At 73.4% G+C, this 15,890-nt stretch carries 14 protein-coding genes; 10 read left to right on the top strand and 4 right to left on the bottom strand.

What is annotated here, in order from left to right; genetic code table 11:
* Window position 1 precedes the first annotated feature (1 nt).
* A complete protein-coding gene (locus tag ACF1DX_RS13320; protein ID WP_391791299.1) occupies window positions 2–775 on the top strand; it encodes a TrmH family RNA methyltransferase in 774 nt (257 codons plus the stop codon).
* 9 nt (window positions 776–784) lie between these two features.
* Here the strand turns inward: ACF1DX_RS13320 and paaN are convergent, their stop codons facing one another.
* Window positions 785–2,476 carry a phenylacetic acid degradation protein PaaN gene (gene paaN, locus ACF1DX_RS13325; RefSeq protein WP_391791300.1) on the bottom strand — a complete coding sequence of 564 codons (1,692 nt, stop codon included), beginning with the start codon at window positions 2,474–2,476 and terminating at the stop codon, window positions 785–787.
* Window positions 2,477–2,636: 160 nt separating this feature from the next.
* Between paaN and ACF1DX_RS13330 the strand changes: the two genes are divergently transcribed.
* Together ACF1DX_RS13330 and ACF1DX_RS13335 are read left to right on the top strand one after the other, a co-directional pair.
* Window positions 2,637–4,151: a 3-hydroxyacyl-CoA dehydrogenase gene (locus tag ACF1DX_RS13330; RefSeq protein WP_391791301.1), complete on the top strand. Its 1,515-nt coding sequence runs from the start codon at window positions 2,637–2,639 to the stop codon at window positions 4,149–4,151.
* Complete coding sequence (locus ACF1DX_RS13335) at window positions 4,148–4,738, top strand: TetR/AcrR family transcriptional regulator (RefSeq protein ID WP_030856948.1); 591 nt, start codon at window positions 4,148–4,150, stop codon at window positions 4,736–4,738. Before ACF1DX_RS13330 ends, ACF1DX_RS13335 begins: the two co-directional genes overlap by 4 nt.
* A gap of 10 nt (window positions 4,739–4,748) precedes the next feature.
* Here the strand turns inward: ACF1DX_RS13335 and ACF1DX_RS13340 are convergent, their stop codons facing one another.
* The gene (locus tag ACF1DX_RS13340; protein WP_391791654.1) at window positions 4,749–5,234 is read right to left on the bottom strand and encodes an Lrp/AsnC family transcriptional regulator; all 486 of its coding nucleotides are present in this window, start codon (window positions 5,232–5,234) and stop codon (window positions 4,749–4,751) included.
* Window positions 5,235–5,419: 185 nt separating this feature from the next.
* Here ACF1DX_RS13340 and pdhA point away from each other — a divergent pair, with 185 nt between their 5' ends.
* The 6 genes from pdhA to ACF1DX_RS13370 all read left to right on the top strand — a co-directional run bounded on the left by pdhA (window position 5,420) and on the right by ACF1DX_RS13370 (window position 12,510).
* Entirely contained in the window at window positions 5,420–6,559 is a 1,140-nt protein-coding gene (gene pdhA, locus ACF1DX_RS13345) for a pyruvate dehydrogenase (acetyl-transferring) E1 component subunit alpha (RefSeq protein WP_391791302.1), read from the top strand.
* The gene (locus ACF1DX_RS13350; protein ID WP_391791303.1) at window positions 6,559–7,563 is read left to right on the top strand and encodes an alpha-ketoacid dehydrogenase subunit beta; all 1,005 of its coding nucleotides are present in this window, start codon (window positions 6,559–6,561) and stop codon (window positions 7,561–7,563) included. Before pdhA ends, ACF1DX_RS13350 begins: the two co-directional genes overlap by 1 nt.
* Window positions 7,563–8,981, top strand: a complete 1,419-nt coding sequence (locus tag ACF1DX_RS13355; RefSeq protein WP_391791304.1) for a dihydrolipoamide acetyltransferase family protein — start codon at window positions 7,563–7,565, stop codon at window positions 8,979–8,981. Before ACF1DX_RS13350 ends, ACF1DX_RS13355 begins: the two co-directional genes overlap by 1 nt.
* Before the next feature lie 84 nt (window positions 8,982–9,065).
* Complete coding sequence (locus tag ACF1DX_RS13360; protein ID WP_391791305.1) at window positions 9,066–10,049, top strand: NTP transferase domain-containing protein; 984 nt, start codon at window positions 9,066–9,068, stop codon at window positions 10,047–10,049.
* Complete coding sequence (locus tag ACF1DX_RS13365) at window positions 10,049–11,419, top strand: molybdopterin molybdotransferase MoeA (RefSeq protein WP_391791306.1); 1,371 nt, start codon at window positions 10,049–10,051, stop codon at window positions 11,417–11,419. Before ACF1DX_RS13360 ends, ACF1DX_RS13365 begins: the two co-directional genes overlap by 1 nt.
* Entirely contained in the window at window positions 11,416–12,510 is a 1,095-nt protein-coding gene (locus ACF1DX_RS13370) for a potassium channel family protein (RefSeq protein ID WP_391791655.1), read from the top strand. Before ACF1DX_RS13365 ends, ACF1DX_RS13370 begins: the two co-directional genes overlap by 4 nt.
* 93 nt (window positions 12,511–12,603) lie before the next feature.
* Here ACF1DX_RS13370 and ACF1DX_RS13375 read toward each other — a convergent pair whose 3' ends face one another.
* Together ACF1DX_RS13375 and ACF1DX_RS13380 are read right to left on the bottom strand one after the other, a co-directional pair.
* A complete protein-coding gene (locus ACF1DX_RS13375) occupies window positions 12,604–13,452 on the bottom strand; it encodes an ABC transporter permease (protein WP_391791307.1) in 849 nt (282 codons plus the stop codon).
* A complete protein-coding gene (locus ACF1DX_RS13380) occupies window positions 13,449–14,477 on the bottom strand; it encodes an ATP-binding cassette domain-containing protein (protein ID WP_391791308.1) in 1,029 nt (342 codons plus the stop codon). The genes ACF1DX_RS13375 and ACF1DX_RS13380 overlap by 4 nt, the downstream gene beginning before the upstream one ends.
* Window positions 14,478–14,680: 203 nt before the next feature.
* Between ACF1DX_RS13380 and ACF1DX_RS13385 the strand changes: the two genes are divergently transcribed.
* A complete protein-coding gene (locus ACF1DX_RS13385) occupies window positions 14,681–15,664 on the top strand; it encodes an NAD(P)H-quinone oxidoreductase (protein WP_391791309.1) in 984 nt (327 codons plus the stop codon).
* Window positions 15,665–15,890 lie beyond the last annotated feature (226 nt).

Here is a 15,890-nt window from a genome sequence, read left to right on the forward strand (position 1 = left end):
CATGACCGACCCCGCTCCCGAGACCCCGGCCGACCCCGTCTCCGCCTGGCACCGCCTGGCCGGCACCGCCGTGCTGCTCGACGGCTTCCACGCCCTCAAGCACGCCGTGCGCTTCGGGGCCGAGGTCCCGGTGGCGCTCACCGCGGACCGGGCCGGCGCGCTCGCCCTCGCCGGCGAACTGGCCGGGGACGTGCGGGAGGCGCTGGCGGAACTGCTGACCGAGGTGCCCCACGGGACGTACGCCGCTCTCGTGCCGCGCCCGCATCCCACCGCCGTGGCCGCCCTGGCCGTACGCCCCTCCCGCGCGGGCAACCTGGAGAAGCTGGCGCACACCCCGCGCACCGCCCCCGTGGTGGTCCTGGACAACCCGCGCAACCTCGGCAACGCGGGCGCGGTGATCCGGCTGGCCGCCGGTTTCGGGGCGACCGGGGTCGTCACCACCGGCACGCTCGACCCCTGGCACCCCACCGTCGTACGCGGCGGGGCGGGGCTGCACTTCGCCACCGCCGTGGAACGGCTGCCCGTGGCGGAGTTGCCGCCCGGGCCGGTCTTCGCGCTCGACCCGGAGGGCGAGGACATCCGCTCGCTGAGGTTCCCGGACGACGCGCTGCTCGCCTTCGGCTCCGAGCGCAGCGGACTGTCGGCGGAGCTCCGCGCGCGGGCCGACCACCTGGTGGCGCTGCCGATGCGCCCCCAGGTCTCCAGCTACAACCTCGCGACCAGTGTGGCCATGACGCTGTACCACTGGAGCGCCACCGGGGGCGCACCCTCCTGAAACGGCGTCCTACGCCTCCCGGCGCACCTCGATCACCCGGAACCGGTCGGCCACGAACGCGCCGTCGCACAGGGCCGCGTTGGCCGCCGGGTTGCCGCCGGAGCCGTGGAAGTCGGAGAAGGCGGCCGTCTGGTTGACGTACACCCCGCCGGTGAGGTTCAGGGAGAGCTGGGCGGCCTCCTCCAGGCAGACCTCCCGCACCGTCTCCTCGACCTCCGGGGAGGTCGTGTACGCGCCGACCGTCATCGCGCCCTTCTCGCGGACCGTGCGCCGCAGCAGCTCCGCCGCGTCGGCGGCCGAGTCGACGGCGACGGCGAAGGAGACCGGGCCGAAGCACTCGCTCATGTAGGCGGCCTCGGCGTCCGGCTTGGCGCCGTCGAGCTTCACGATCACCGGCGTGCGCACCACCGCGCCCGGGAACTCCGGGTGGGTGATCTCACGGGAGGCGAGGGCGACCTCGCCGAGCCCGGCGGCGGCCTCCAGGCGGGCCTTGACGTCCGGGTTGACGATCGCGCCCAGCAGCGCGTTCGCGCGGGCGTCGTCGCCGAGCAGGCCGTCGACCGCCTTCGCCAGATCGGCGGCGACCTCGTCGAAGGACCTGGGGCCCTGGTCGGTGGTGATGCCGTCGCGCGGGATCAGCAGGTTCTGCGGGGTGGTGCACATCTGGCCGCTGTAGAGCGACAGGGAGAACGCCAGGTTGGCCAGCATCCCCTGGTAGTCGTCGGTCGACTCCACGATCACCGTGTTGACGCCGGCCTTCTCGGTGTACACCTGCGCCTGGCGGGCGTTGTGCTCCAGCCAGTCGCCGAACCCGGTGGAGCCGGTGTAGTCGATGATCCGGATCTCGGGACGGGTGGCGAGGGTCTTGGCGATGCCCTCGCCGGGCCGCTCGGCGGCCAGCGCCACCAGGTTCGGGTCGAAGCCGGCCTCGGTGAGCACCTGGCGGGCCACCTGGACGGTGAGGGCGAGCGGCAGCACCGCGCGGGGGTGCGGCTTGACCAGGACCGCGTTGCCGGTGGCGAGGGAGGCGAACAGGCCCGGGTAGCCGTTCCACGTCGGGAAGGTGTTGCAGCCGATGACCAGGCCGATGCCGCGCGGCACCGGGACGAACTCCTTGCTGAGCGCGAGCGGGTCGCGCTTGCCCTGCGGTTTGGTCCACTCCGCGGTGCCGGGCGTGCGGGTCTGCTCCGCGTACGCGTAGGCCACCGCCTCCATGCCGCGGTCCTGCGCGTGGGGGCCGCCCGCCTGGAACGCCATCATGAACGCCTGGCCGGAGGTGTGCATGACCGCCTGGGCGAACTCCATGGTCCGGTCGCTGATCCGCTTGAGGATCTCCAGACAGACCACCGCGCGGGTCTCCGCGCCCGCGTCCCGCCAGGCCCGCATCCCCGCCTTCATGGCGGGCAGCAGCTCGTCGGGGTCCGCGTGCGGGTAGCTCACGCCCAGCTCGATGCCGTACGGGGACGTCTCGCCGTCCACCCAGCCGTCCGTGCCGGGCTGGCCGAGGTCGAGGCGGGTGCCGAGCAGGGCGTCGAAGGCGGCCTTGCCCGCCGCCATGTCCAGGCTGCCGTGCTCCCCGTACGCCTTGGGGTGCTCGGGGTGCGGGGACCAGTACGCGCGCGTGCGGATCGCTTCCAGCGCCCGGTCCAGGGTGGGACGGTGGCGGGCGATCAGCTCGTGCGCCGTGGGTTCGGCGGCCATGCGGGACCAACTCCTCGTCTCAGGAACTCTTCGTCGAGCTCATGGACCTGTGCGGAAACGTAGTCAGAACGGGCGGTCAGAGTTAGAGTAACCGAACGATCGGTCGGGACAAGGGGGTCCGCCGCATCTGTGGAAAACCCCGTGCGGGAGGATCGCGCACATGACAGCACTCGACCTCAGCAGTCCCGTGGCCGTGGTCGGCACCGGCACCATGGGGCAGGGAATCGCCCAGGTCGCGCTGGTCGCGGGCCACCCCGTGCGGCTGTACGACGCCGCTGACGGCCGGGCCCGTCAGGCGGCCGACGCGATCGGCGCCCGGCTCGACCGGCTGGTGGAGAAGGAGCGCCTCACCGCCGCCGAGCGGGACGCGGCCCGCGCCCGTCTGCGGCCCGCCGGCGAGCTGGCCGAGCTCGCCGACTGCGCCCTGGTCGTCGAGGCCGTCCTGGAGCGCCTGGACGTCAAACAGGAGTTGTTCCGCGCGCTGGAGGACATCGTCTCCGACGACTGCCTGCTCGCCACCAACACCTCCTCCCTCTCCGTCACCGCGATCGGCGGCGCCCTGCGCACGCCCGGCCGCTTCGTGGGCCTGCACTTCTTCAATCCCGCGCCGCTGCTGCCGCTCGTCGAGGTCGTCTCCGGCTTCGCCACCGACGTCGCGTACGCCACGCGCGCGTACGAGACGGCCCGCGCCTGGGGCAAGACGCCCGTCGCCTGCGCCGACACCCCCGGCTTCATCGTCAACCGCGTCGCCCGGCCCTTCTACGCCGAGGCCTTCGCGGTGTACGAGTCCCAGGGCGCCGACCCGGCCACCATCGACGCGGTTCTGCGCGAGTCCGGCGGCTTCCGCATGGGCGCCTTCGAACTGACCGACCTCATCGGGCAGGACGTCAACGAGTCCGTCACCCACTCGGTGTGGGAGTCCTTCTTCCAGGACGTCCGCTTCACCCCCTCGCTCGCCCAGCGCCGCCTGGTCGAGTCCGGCCGTCTCGGCCGCAAGACCGGGCACGGCTGGTACGACCACGGCGTCGGCGCCGAGCGTCCCGAACCGCACACCGCCGAGCCCGCCGGACCGCCCGCGTACGTCGTCGCCGAGGGTGACCTGGGGCCCGCCTCCGAGCTGCTCGCCCTGATCCGCGAGGCCGGGATCGAGGTGCGTGAGGAGGCCGAGGACGAGGGCACCCGCCTGGTGCTGCCCGGCGGCGGACAGCTGGTGCTCGCCGACGGCCAGGCCTCCGTGGAGTTCGGCGACGTCGTCTACTTCGACCTGGCCCTCGACTACCGCGCGGCCACCCGCATCGCCCTGTCCCACTGCCAGGACACTCCCGCGCGGACCGTCGCCGAGGCCACCGGGCTGTTCCAGGCGCTCGGCAAGAAGGTCAGCGTCATCGGGGACGTCCCCGGAATGATCGTCGCGCGGACGGTGGCCCGGATCATCGACCTCGCGGTCGAGGCCGTCGCCAAGGGCGTCGCCACCGAGGAGGACGTCGACACCGCGATGCGGCTGGGTGTGAACTACCCCCTGGGGCCCTTCGAGTGGAGCCGCCGCCTCGGCCGCGGCTGGGCCGGCGCCCTGCTGGACGAGATGCACGAGATCGACCCGTCCGGCCGCTACGCGCCCTCCCTCGCGCTCTACCAGTACGCGTGCGCCACCCGCGAGAGGGAGGACACCCCGTGACCACCGCCAGGCGCGACACGTACACCCCGGAGACGCTGCTGTCCGTCGCCGTCCAGGTGTTCAACGAGCGCGGCTACGACGGCACCTCCATGGAGCACCTCTCCAAGGCCGCCGGCATCTCCAAGTCGTCGATCTACCACCACGTGGCCGGCAAGGAGGAACTGCTGCGCCGCGCGGTGAGCCGGGCCCTGGACGGGCTCTTCGGCATCCTCGACGAGGAGCACGCGCGCGTGGGGCGCGCCGCCGGGCGCCTCGAGTACGTCGTACGGCGCATGGTCGAGGTGCTGATCGCCGAACTGCCGTACGTGACGCTGCTGCTGCGGGTGCGCGGCAACACGGGCACCGAGCGGTGGGCGCTGGAGCGGCGGCGCGAGTTCGACCACCGGGTGGCGGAGTTGCTGAAGGCCGCGGCGGCCGACGGGGACGTGCGTGAGGACATAGAGGTGCGCCTGGTGACCCGGCTGGTCTTCGGCATGATCAACTCGATCGTGGAGTGGTACCGGCCGGACGGACGCGGCATGAACGAGCTCGAGGTGGCCGACGCGGTGGTGCGGCTCGCCTTCGGAGGGCTGCGCAAGGCGCCCTGAGGCCCTCGCCTCACCCCTGCGGCTCCAGGTCCTCCTCCTCGAACACCAGCAGGGTGCGCGTGCTCAGCACCTCGGGGATCGCCTGGAGCCGGGTGAGCACCAGCTCGCGCAGCGCCCGGTTGTCGGGCGTGTGCACCAGCAGCAGGACGTCGAAGTCACCGCCCACCAGCGCGATGTGCGAGGCGCCCGGGAGCTGCCGGAGATGCTCGCGGACCGTGCGCCAGGTGTTCTGGACGATCTTCAGGGTGATGTACGCGGACGTCCCGTGACCGGCCCGCTCATGGTTGACGCGGGCCCCGAAGCCGCGGATGACACCGTCCTCGACCAGCCGGTTGATGCGCGCGTACGCGTTCGCGCGGGAGACGTGCACCCGCTCGGCGACCGACCGTATCGACGCGCGGCCGTCCGCCTGGAGCATCCGCAGGATGTCCTGGTCGATGGCGTCCAGGGGCCGCGCGGGAGCGAGCGGCCCGGTCCCCTCCTGGCCCTCGGCCATTTGTTCAGATGCCACCCGCCCCCACCTCTCCGCCGTGGACGTCCTGCGTCCATCTCAGGCTGTGGAGAACCGTTTGTCCACAGCCTGGTGCCACCCGTAGCCAAAATGTGCCGGCGACCGAACAATCGGTTGGTGAGGCGTGTCACAGACGCCGCGCCTCCGACGTCCCACGAGGAGGTGCCGTCATGACGGTCATGGAGCAGCGGGGGGCCTACCGGCCGACCCCGCCGCCCGCCTGGCAGCCCCGTACCGACCCCGTGCCGCTGCTGCCCGACGCGGAGCCGTACCGCGTGCTCGGCACCGAGGCGGCCGCCGGGGCCGACCCGGAGCTGCTGCGCCGGCTGTACGCGGAGCTGGTGAAGGGCCGCCGCTACAACGCGCAGGCCACCGCCCTCACCAAGCAGGGCCGTCTCGCGGTCTACCCCTCCAGCACCGGCCAGGAGGCCTGCGAGGTCGCCGCCGCGCTCGTCCTGGCGGACCAGGACTGGCTCTTCCCGAGCTACCGCGACACCCTCGCCGTCGTCGCGCGCGGGGTGGACCCCGTCGAGGCACTCACCCTGCTGCGCGGCGACTGGCACACCGGTTACGACCCCCACGAGCACCGCGTGGCCCCGCTGAGCACCCCGCTCGCCACCCAGCTGCCGCACGCCGTCGGTCTCGCGCACGCCGCCCGCCTCAAGGGCGACGACGTGGTCGCGCTCGCCATGGTCGGCGACGGCGGCACCAGCGAGGGCGACTTCCACGAGGCGCTGAACTTCGCCGCCGTCTGGCAGGCCCCGGTGGTCTTCCTCGTCCAGAACAACGGCTTCGCGATCTCCGTACCGCTCGCCAAGCAGACCGCGGCCCCGTCGCTGGCCCACAAGGCCGTCGGCTACGGCATGCCCGGCCGCCTGGTGGACGGCAACGACGCCGTCGCCGTGCACGAGGTCCTGGCCGACGCCGTGCGCCGTGCCCGCGCGGGCGGCGGTCCGACCCTGGTCGAGGCGATCACGTACCGCGTGGAGGCCCACACCAACGCCGACGACGCCACCCGCTACCGGGGCGACGCCGAGGTCGAGACCTGGAAGCGGCACGACCCGATCGCCCTGCTGGAGCACGAGCTGACCGGGCGCGGACTGCTCGACGAGGCCGGTGCCGAGACCGCCCGCCAGGACGCCGAGGCCATGGCCGCCTCCTTGCGCGCCCGCATGAACCAGGACCCGGCGCTCGATCCCATGGACCTCTTCACCCACGTCTACGCCGAGCCCACCCCCCAGCTCCTGGAGCAGCGTGAGCAGCTGCGGGCCGAGCTGGCGGCCGAGGCCGAGCCGGAAGGGGCACAGTGATGACCACCGTCGCCGTCAAGCCGGCCACCATGGCGCAGGCCCTCACGCGCGCCATGCGCGACGCCATGGCCGCCGACGCGTCCGTGCACGTCATGGGCGAGGACGTCGGCACCCTCGGCGGTGTCTTCCGGGTCACCGACGGACTCGCGAAGGAGTTCGGCGAGGACCGCTGCACGGACACCCCGCTGGCCGAGGCGGGCATCCTCGGCACGGCCGTCGGCATGGCCATGTACGGACTGCGCCCGGTCGTGGAGATGCAGTTCGACGCGTTCGCCTACCCGGCGTTCGAGCAGCTCGTCTCGCACGTCGCGAAGATGCGCAACCGCACGCGCGGGAAGATGCCGCTGCCCCTCACCATCCGCGTCCCCTACGGCGGCGGCATCGGCGGCGTCGAGCACCACAGCGACTCCTCCGAGGCGTACTACATGGCGACCCCGGGGCTCCACGTCGTCACGCCCGCCACCGTCGCCGACGCCTACGGGCTGCTGCGCGCCGCCATCGCCTCCGACGACCCGGTCGTCTTCCTGGAGCCCAAGCGGCTCTACTGGTCGAAGGACTCCTGGAACCCGGAGCACCCGACGGCCGTTGAACCGATAGGCCGTGCGGTGGTGCGGCGCTCCGGGCGGAGCGCCGCGCTCATCACGTACGGGCCGTCGCTGCCCGTCTGCATGGAGGCGGCCGAGGCGGCCCGGGCCGAGGGCTGGGACCTCGAAGTCGTCGATCTGCGCTCCCTGGTGCCGTTCGACGACGAGACGGTGTGCGCCTCGGTACGGCGGACGGGGCGCGCGGTCGTCGTCCACGAGTCGGGTGGCTTCGGCGGCCCGGGCGGGGAGATCGCGGCCCGGGTCACGGAGCGCTGCTTCCACCACCTGGAGGCGCCGGTGCTGCGTGTGGCCGGGTTCGACCTGCCGTATCCGCCGCCGATGCTGGAGCGCCACCACCTGCCCGGAGTGGACCGGATCCTGGACGCCGTGGGGCGTCTGCAATGGGAGGCCGAGAGCTGATGGCACAGGTGCTGGAGTTCAAGCTGCCCGACCTCGGTGAGGGGCTCACCGAGGCGGAGATCGTGCGCTGGCTGGTCGAGGTCGGTGACGTCGTCGCCGTGGACCAGCCGGTCGTCGAGGTCGAGACGGCCAAGGCGATGGTGGACGTGCCCTGCCCCTACGGCGGTGTCGTCACGGCCCGTTTCGGCGCGGAGGGCACGGAGCTGCCCGTCGGCGCCCCGCTGCTGACGGTGGCGGTGGGCGAGCCGGCCGACGGCCGCCCGGCCGGGGACGCGAGCCCCGCGAAGCCCGCGGAATCCGAGGGCGCGCGCGGCACGGCCCCCGCCACCGAGGGCTCCGGAAACGTCCTGGTCGGCTACGGCACCGCGGAGGCCCCGGCCCGGCGCCGCCGCGTCCGTCCGCCGCAGACGGCCCCCGCCGTCCCTTCCCCACCCATGGCGAACGGACGGTCCAGGACCGCGCGGCCCGCCGCCGCGCAGGCCCGCACCCCGGGCGCGGTGGACGGCCCCGTCCCCGTGATCTCCCCCCTGGTGCGCAGGCTGGCCCGGCAGAACGGCCTGGACCTGCGGGAGATGACCGGCTCCGGACCCGAGGGGCTGATCCTCCGCGCGGACGTGGAGTACGCCCTGCGCGCCGCCGCCGCCCAGGGCCGTACGGGCACGACGGCCGGCGAACCGCGGACCGGCCGGGCGGGCGCGGGCGCGCCGGCGCCGGTCGCGGACACCTCGGGCGTGACCCGTGTCCCCCTCAAGGGCATCCGCGGGGCCGTCGCCGACAAGCTCTCCCGCAGCCGTACCGAGATCCCCGACGCGACCTGCTGGGTGGACGCCGACGCGACCGAACTGATGCGCGCACGGGCCGCGATGAACGCGGCGGGCGGGCCGAGGATATCCGTCATCGCGCTGCTGGCCCGTGTCTGCACGGCCGCGCTCGCCCGCTTCCCCGAGCTCAACTCCTCGGTGGACACCGAGGCCAGGGAGATCGTCCGGTACGGCGACGTGCACCTCGGCTTCGCCGCGCAGACCGACCGGGGGCTGGTCGTCCCCGTCGTCCGGGACGCGCACACGCGGGACGCCGAGTCGCTGACGGCCGAGTTCGCCCGGCTGACCGAGGCGGCCCGGACCGGCACGCTGACGCCCGCGGAACTCACGGGCGGCACCTTCACATTGAACAACTACGGCGTGTTCGGCGTCGACGGCTCCACACCGATCATCAACCACCCCGAGGCCGCCATGCTCGGCGTCGGCCGCATCGTCCCCAAGCCATGGGTGCACGAGGGCGAGCTGGCGGTGCGGCAGGTCGTGCAGCTCTCGCTCACCTTCGACCACCGGGTCTGCGACGGCGGCACCGCGGGAGGCTTCCTGCGGTACGTGGCGGACTGTGTCGAACAGCCGGCGGTGCTGCTGCGGACGCTGTGAGTCCACTTCGAGCCACCGGTCTTCCCGGCCGCGTCTCGGTGCCCCCGCGTTCCCTGTGATCGCGGGGGCACGCATACTCGGAGGGTGACCGAGTATCAGCCACCCGGCGATCCCTCCGGTGATCCCTCCGGCGATCCTCCCGATGATCCCTCCGGCGACCCCTCCGAGGGCCCCGGCCCCGCGTACGACGCCGTCGTGCTCGCCGGTGGCGCCGCCCGGCGGCTCGGGGGCGCGGACAAGCCCGGGGTGCGGGTGGGCGGCCGGGCGCTGCTCGACCGGGTGCTCGCGGCCTGCGCCGACGCCCGGACCACGGTGGTCGTCGCCGGTCCCCGCCCCACCGCGCGGCCCGTGATCTGGGCCCGTGAGGAACCCCCGGGCGGCGGCCCCCTGGCCGCGCTCGCCGCCGGACTCCGGCACACCACGGCCGACCAGGTCGTCCTGCTCTCCGCCGACCTGCCCTTCCTCGACCGCCGCACGGTGCGGGGACTGCTGGCACCCCTTCGGCACGGCACCGCGGACGGCGTGCTGCTGACCGACTCCGACGGCCGGGACCAGCCGCTGGTCGCCGCGTACCGGGCCGAGGCCCTGCGCCGCGGGCTGGCCGTGCTCACCGGCCGGCACGGCGAGCTGGCCGGGCTGCCCCTGCGCCGGCTGACCGGCTCGCTCGACCTCACCCGTATCTCCGACCCGGTGGCGTCCTTCGACTGCGACACCTGGGACGACATCGCCACTGCCAGGGCACGCATCAGGGAGCATGGACACGTGTTGGATGAATGGATCTCCGCAGTCAAGGACGAACTGGGCATCGACCTGGACGTCGACACCGGCGTACTGCTCGACCTCGCCCGTGACGCCGCCCACGGTGTGGCCCGGCCCGCCGCGCCGCTGACCACCTTCCTCGTCGGCTACGCGGCCGCGCGGGCGGGCGGTGACCGGGAGGCCGTCGCCGAGGCGGCCCGCAAGGCCGCGGCACTCGCCCTGCGCTGGGCCGACGAGGAAACCGCCGACGTCACCCCCAAGGCCCCCGACGCCACCCCAGAAGCTCCCGACACCCGCCCGGACGCCTGATGACCGCGCGCGCCGCCCGGGCCGACGGGAACGCCGACGACCTCGACGTCGAGGAGGCGCTCGCTCTCGTGAGGAAACACCCCGGCGGCACCACGGACACCCCCCGCCCCACGCACCCGCGCCACGACGCCACCGCCTGGCCCGACGCCCGCGCCATCGCCGAGGACGCCCCGCGCCACGGCACCGGCGGACGCACCGGAGGCCGTACCGGCTGCCTGACCCCGGTCGCCGTCCCCCTCGCCTCCGCCCTGGGCCTCACCCTCGCCGCCCCCCTCACCGCCCTCACCGACCTGCCCTCCTTCGACACCTCCGCGATGGACGGCTGGGCGGTCTCCGGACCAGGCCCCTGGTCCGTGCGGGACGAGGGCGTCCTCGCCGGGCACTCCGCGCACCCCCCGCTCACCGACGGCGAGGCCGTCCGCATCGCCACCGGCGCCCGTGTCCCCCCGGACACCACCGCCGTACTCCGCAGCGAGCACGGCCGCACCGACGACAAGGGCCGGCTGCACGTCACCGCGGCCACCCGGCCGCCGCACACCGTCACCCACGGCCAGGACATCCGCCCCCGCGGCCAGGAGTGCCGCAGCGGCGACCAGTTGCTGCCCGTGGGCACCCCGGTGACCCCGCCCGTCCTGGGGATGGCCGCCGCCGCCGGATACGACACGCTCACCGCCGTCCCCCGCCCCCGCGCCGACGTGTTCGTCCTCGGCGACGAACTGCTCGGCGAGGGCCTGCCGCACGACGGGCTGATCCGGGACGCGCTCGGCCCGCTGCTGCCTCCCTGGCTGCGCGCACTCGGCGCGGAGGTCACCGCCGTACGCCGGGTCGGCGACACCGAACAGGCGCTGTACGAGGCCATCACGGCATCCGGCGCCGATGTCGTCGTCACCACCGGCGGCACCGCCGCCGGCCCGGTCGACCACGTGCACCCCGCGCTGCGCCGCATCGGCGCCGAACTCCTCGTGGACGGCGTCAAGGTGCGCCCCGGCCATCCCATGCTCCTGGCCCGCACCAAGGCCGACCAGTACCTCGTCGGCCTGCCGGGCAACCCCCTCGCCGCCGTCTCCGGCCTGCTCACGCTCGCCGAGCCCCTGCTGCGCACCCTCGCGGCCCGCCCCGCTCCCGAGCCGTACACGCTGCCGCTGCGGGACGGTGTGCAGGGACACCCGTACGACACCCGGCTGGTCCCGGTCGCCCTGCGCGGCGACCGGGCGCTGCCGCTGCTCTACAACGGCCCGGCCATGCTGCGCGGCATCGCGGCGGCCGACGCGCTCGCCGTCGTACCCCCCGGCGGCGCACGGCCCGGCCAGGAGACGGAACTGCTCGACCTGCCCTGGACGTCCGGAGGAACCGGGGTGTGTTTCACGTGAAACTTCCGGGCCAGGACGCCATCGCTCGCCAGGCGGACGAACACCTGGTGACCCATCGGGTGAAACTCCCGAGGAAACTGGTGGAGCACCCGGTCCGCCAGGTCGCCAAACGACTGTCGTGGGCCCTGGTGGTGCTGGTGGTGACGGCGGTCGTCGTGTACGCCGACCGCGACGGCTACAACGACAACTCCGACCGGTCCATCGATCTCCTCGACGCGTTCTACTACGCGACCGTCACCCTCTCCACCACCGGGTACGGCGACATCACACCGGTCAGTGACGCCGCCCGGCTCACCAACATCTTCGTCATCACGCCGCTGCGCGTGCTGTTCCTGATCATCCTGGTCGGCACCACCCTCGAGGCCCTCACCGAACGCACGCGGGAGGAGTGGCGACTGAACCGCTGGAGGTCCGCGTTGCGCGATCACACCGTCGTCGTCGGATTCGGTACCAAGGGCAGGTCCGCGATCAAGACCGTCTGCGCGACCGGGCTCCGGAAGGAGCAGGTCGTGGTCGTCGACCCCAGCGCGAAGGCGATCGACGCGGCCACGGCGGACGGCTACGCGGGCGTCATAGGGGACGCCACGCGCAGCGAGGTGCTGAAGCGGGCCGAGGTGCAGCGGGCACGGCAGATCATCATCGCGACGCAGCGCGACGACACGGCCGTCCTCGTGACGCTGACGGCGCGGCAGATCAACCGGGGCGCGAAGATCGTGGCCGCGGTGCGCGAGGAGGAGAACGCCCCGCTGCTGAAGCAGTCGGGCGCCGACGCGGTCATCACCAGCGCCAGCGCGGCCGGGCGGCTGCTCGGGCTGTCCGTGCTCAGCCCCTCGGCCGGCATGGTCATGGAGGACCTCATCCAGCAGGGCTCCGGGCTCGACATCGTGGAGCGGCCGGTCATAAAGGCCGAGGTGGGCAAGACACCCCGCGAGATCGGCGACCTGGTGGTGAGCGTCGTCCGCGGGCACCGGGTGCTCGGCTACGACGACCGGGACGTCGGAACGCTGGAGCTGACGGACCGGCTGATCACGATCGTGCGGGCGACGCCGGGCACGCAGATCGCGCCCGACGTCCGCCCGTTCCGCGGCTGAGACCGCAGAGGGGACCGCACGGCTGGGACCACAGAGGGGACCGCACGGCTGGGACCGCGCCGGGACCGTGGTCGAAACCGCGGCCGGGACCGGCTACTTCCGGCTGTACAGCCGCATCGTGACCGGCCCGAAGACCGCCACGAACAGTCCGGCCCAGCCCAGCGTCCAGGCGATCTCGTCGGCCGGCCAGTCACCCGCCATCAGTCCGCGCACCGCGGACGCCAGGTGGGTGACGGGGCTGTTGTTGACGAACGCCTGGAGCCAGCCGGGCATGGTGCGCGGGTCGACGAAGACGTTGGACAGGAAGGTGAGCGGGAAGATCACCATCATGCTGACGCCCATCACCGACTTCTCGGTGCGCAGCATCAGCCCGAACATGGTCCAGATCCACGAGAAGGCGAACGAGAACAGCACCAGCAGCGCGATCCCGGCGAGCACTCCGGGGACCCCGCCGTCGGCACGGTAGCCGAGGATCATGCCCACGGTCAGCATCACGACGGACGCGATGGTGTAGCGCAGGGCGTCGCCGAGCAGATAGCCGACCATCGTCGACGGCCGCCAGATCGGCAGGCTGCGGAACCGGTCGAAGACGCCCTTCTCGATGTCCGTGTTGACCGAGACCCCGGTGTACATGGTGATCATCACGACCGACATCACCAGGATTCCCGGCAGCAGGAACTGGATGTACTCCTTCGGCGACCCGGCCAGCGCCCCGCCGAACAGGTACGTGTACATCAGCACCATCATGATCGGGAACGCCGTCACGTCGAAGAGCTGCTCCGGCACGTGCTTGATCTTCAGGACCGCCCGCCAGCCGAAGGTCAGTGAGGCGGACCAGGCGCTGGGCCGCGGCGGGCGCTCCTTGGCGACCAGCAGTTCGGCGAGGGAGTCGGTGCGCACCGGGGCGAGTTCGGCGCTCTCGGTGGTCGTCGTGGTGCTCATGCCGCCACCTCGTCCTTCGGGTCGTGGGAGTCGTCCTGGCCGGATGCGTCGGGCACGTGCGTGTCGTGGCCGGTGAGGGCCAGGAACACCTCGTCCAGGCTGGGCTGGCCGAGCGAGAAGTTGTCGACGGTGACACCGGCGCGGGCCAGCTCGCTCAGCGCACGGGCGGCCTGCTCGGCGGCCGTGTCGTGGCTCGCGGCGGCGAGGCGGGCGGTCAGCGCCACCGGGTCGGGCTCGGGCTGCACCCGCGCGTCGAGGGCGCGGCGCAGCAGGTCGGCGGCGAGCGGCCGCTGCTCCGGATCCCGCAGCCGCAGATGGACGGACCCGGCGCCGACGGACGCCTTCAGCTCGCCCTTGGTGCCCTCGGCGATCACCTTGCCGTGGTCGATGACGGCGATCCGGGACGCCAGCTGGTCGGCCTCGTCCAGGTACTGCGTGGTCAGCAGCACCGTCGTGCCCTGGGCGACGACCGCGCGCACGATGTCCCACACCTGGTTGCGGCTGCGCGGGTCCAGGCCGGTCGTCGGCTCGTCGAGGAACAGCAGGTCGGGGGTGTTGAGGATGGACGCGGCGATGTCGATACGGCGCCGCATGCCGCCGGAGTAGTGCTTGACCTGCTTCCCGGCCGCGTCCGTGAGTCCGAAGGCCTCCAGCAACTGGGCGGCGCGGGTGCGGGCGGCGGGCTTGCGGTGGCCGAGGAGCCGGCCCAGCAGGACCAGGTTCTCGGTGCCGGTGAGGTCCTCGTCCACGGAGGCGTACTGGCCGGTGAGGCTCACCCGGCCGCGCACCTCGTCGGCCTCGCGCACGATGTCGTGCCCGAAGACATGGGCCTCGCCGCCGTCGGGCCGCAGGAGGGTGGCGAGCATCTTCACGGTGGTGGTCTTGCCGGCGCCGTTCGGCCCGAGGACCCCGTACACCGTGCCGGCCGGCACGGCGAGATCGACACCGTCCACGGCCCGCGTCTCACCGAAGGTCTTGACCAGGCCCGCGGTCTCGATCGCCAGGCCGGACGTCTGCGTGCTCATGCTTCGGGTCCTTCCGCATGCTCGGGCTACGCAGGGACAGACCTTCACCGTCGCGCAAACTCATCGCTCCCGCACGGGGATTTCCGCCGGGACCGGCCCTACGGCCGGGAACAGGACCGGTCCTACGGCCGAGAAGGGGGCGACCCGGGTCGTAGGCCCGCGGTGTGCCGGGCCCCCGGCATCCCAGGAGTACCGTCCCCCTCATGTATGCGATCACGATTCCCGAACCCGGTGGGCCCGAGGCGCTGGTGTGGGACGAGGTCCCCGACCCCGTGGCCGGCCCCGGCGAGGTCCTGGTCGAGGTGGTGGCCGGTGCCGTCAACCGGGCCGACATCCTCCAGCGGCAGGGCTTCTACGACCCCCCGCCCGGCGCCTCCCCCCACCCCGGTCTCGAATGCTCCGGACGGATCGCCGCGCTCGGTGAGGGGGTGAGCGGCTGGGCCGTCGGCGACGAGGTCTGCGCGCTGCTCGCCGGCGGCGGCTACGCGGAGAAGGTCGCCGTCCCGGCCGGACAGCTCCTGCCCGTCCCCGAGGGACTCACCGTCGACCAGGCCGCGGCGCTCCCGGAGGTCGTCTGCACGGTCTGGTCGAACGTCTTCATGGTCGCCCACCTCCGCCCCGGCGAGACCCTCCTCGTGCACGGCGGCTCCAGCGGCATCGGCACGATGGCGATCCAGCTCGCGAAGGCCGTCGGCGCGCGGGTCGCCGTCACCGCCGGCACCGGGGAGAAGCTGGAGCGCTGCGCCGAACTCGGCGCCGACATCCTGATCAACTACCGCGAGCAGGACTTCGTCGCCGAGCTGAAGCGGGCCACCGACGGCCACGGCGCCGACGTCATCCTCGACAACATGGGCGCCAAGTACCTGGACCGCAACGTCCAGGCCCTCGCCGTCAACGGCCGGCTCGCCATCATCGGCATGCAGGGCGGGGTGAAGGGGGAGCTGAACATCGGTGCCCTGCTCGGCAAGCGCGCCGCCATCAGCGCGACCTCGCTGCGCGCCCGGCCCCTGGAGGAGAAGGCGGCGATCGTGGCGGCCGTACGCGAACACGTCTGGCCGCTCGTCACCGGCGGCCACGTCCGCCCGGTCATCGACCGCGAGATCCCGATGCCGGACGCGGCCACCGCCCACCGGGTCGTGGAGGACAGCGGCCACATCGGCAAGGTCCTGCTGGTGACACCGAACTGAGCCGGCCGGCAGGGCGGGGGCCGTTCCCGTCTCCGGCGCGGCCCGCCGGCCGCGTCCACCGGGGGCGGGCTCCCGCCCGGGTACGGCACCGCCCTGTGCGTGTCCCACTCGGTGCGGCAGGGGGAGACGGCCCGGAACCGGGGGCGGGCCCCCGGACTTCACGTCCTGACAGGCAGCCCACCCGGCGGCGGTGCCACTACGGCCCGGGTCCTGGGAAGCCGTGCGC

The sequence above is a fragment of the Streptomyces sp. NPDC014676 genome, assembly GCF_043084105.1.
Lineage (GTDB): Bacteria > Actinomycetota > Actinomycetes > Streptomycetales > Streptomycetaceae > Streptomyces.

Bases quoted from the DNA above. Each gene is read 5' to 3' on its own strand.
- ACF1DX_RS13320 (WP_391791299.1), top strand. From the start codon at position 2: ATGACCGACCCCGCTCCCGAGACCCCGGCCGACCCCGTCTCCGCCTGG.
- paaN (WP_391791300.1), bottom strand. From the start codon at position 2,476: ATGGCCGCCGAACCCACGGCGCACGAGCTGATCGCCCGCCACCGTCCC.
- ACF1DX_RS13330 (WP_391791301.1), top strand. From the start codon at position 2,637: ATGACAGCACTCGACCTCAGCAGTCCCGTGGCCGTGGTCGGCACCGGC.
- ACF1DX_RS13340 (WP_391791654.1), bottom strand. From the start codon at position 5,234: ATGGCCGAGGGCCAGGAGGGGACCGGGCCGCTCGCTCCCGCGCGGCCC.
- pdhA (WP_391791302.1), top strand. From the start codon at position 5,420: ATGACGGTCATGGAGCAGCGGGGGGCCTACCGGCCGACCCCGCCGCCC.
- ACF1DX_RS13350 (WP_391791303.1), top strand. From the start codon at position 6,559: ATGACCACCGTCGCCGTCAAGCCGGCCACCATGGCGCAGGCCCTCACG.
- ACF1DX_RS13355 (WP_391791304.1), top strand. From the start codon at position 7,563: ATGGCACAGGTGCTGGAGTTCAAGCTGCCCGACCTCGGTGAGGGGCTC.
- ACF1DX_RS13365 (WP_391791306.1), top strand. From the start codon at position 10,049: ATGACCGCGCGCGCCGCCCGGGCCGACGGGAACGCCGACGACCTCGAC.
- ACF1DX_RS13375 (WP_391791307.1), bottom strand. From the start codon at position 13,452: ATGAGCACCACGACGACCACCGAGAGCGCCGAACTCGCCCCGGTGCGC.
- ACF1DX_RS13380 (WP_391791308.1), bottom strand. From the start codon at position 14,477: ATGAGCACGCAGACGTCCGGCCTGGCGATCGAGACCGCGGGCCTGGTC.
- ACF1DX_RS13385 (WP_391791309.1), top strand. From the start codon at position 14,681: ATGTATGCGATCACGATTCCCGAACCCGGTGGGCCCGAGGCGCTGGTG.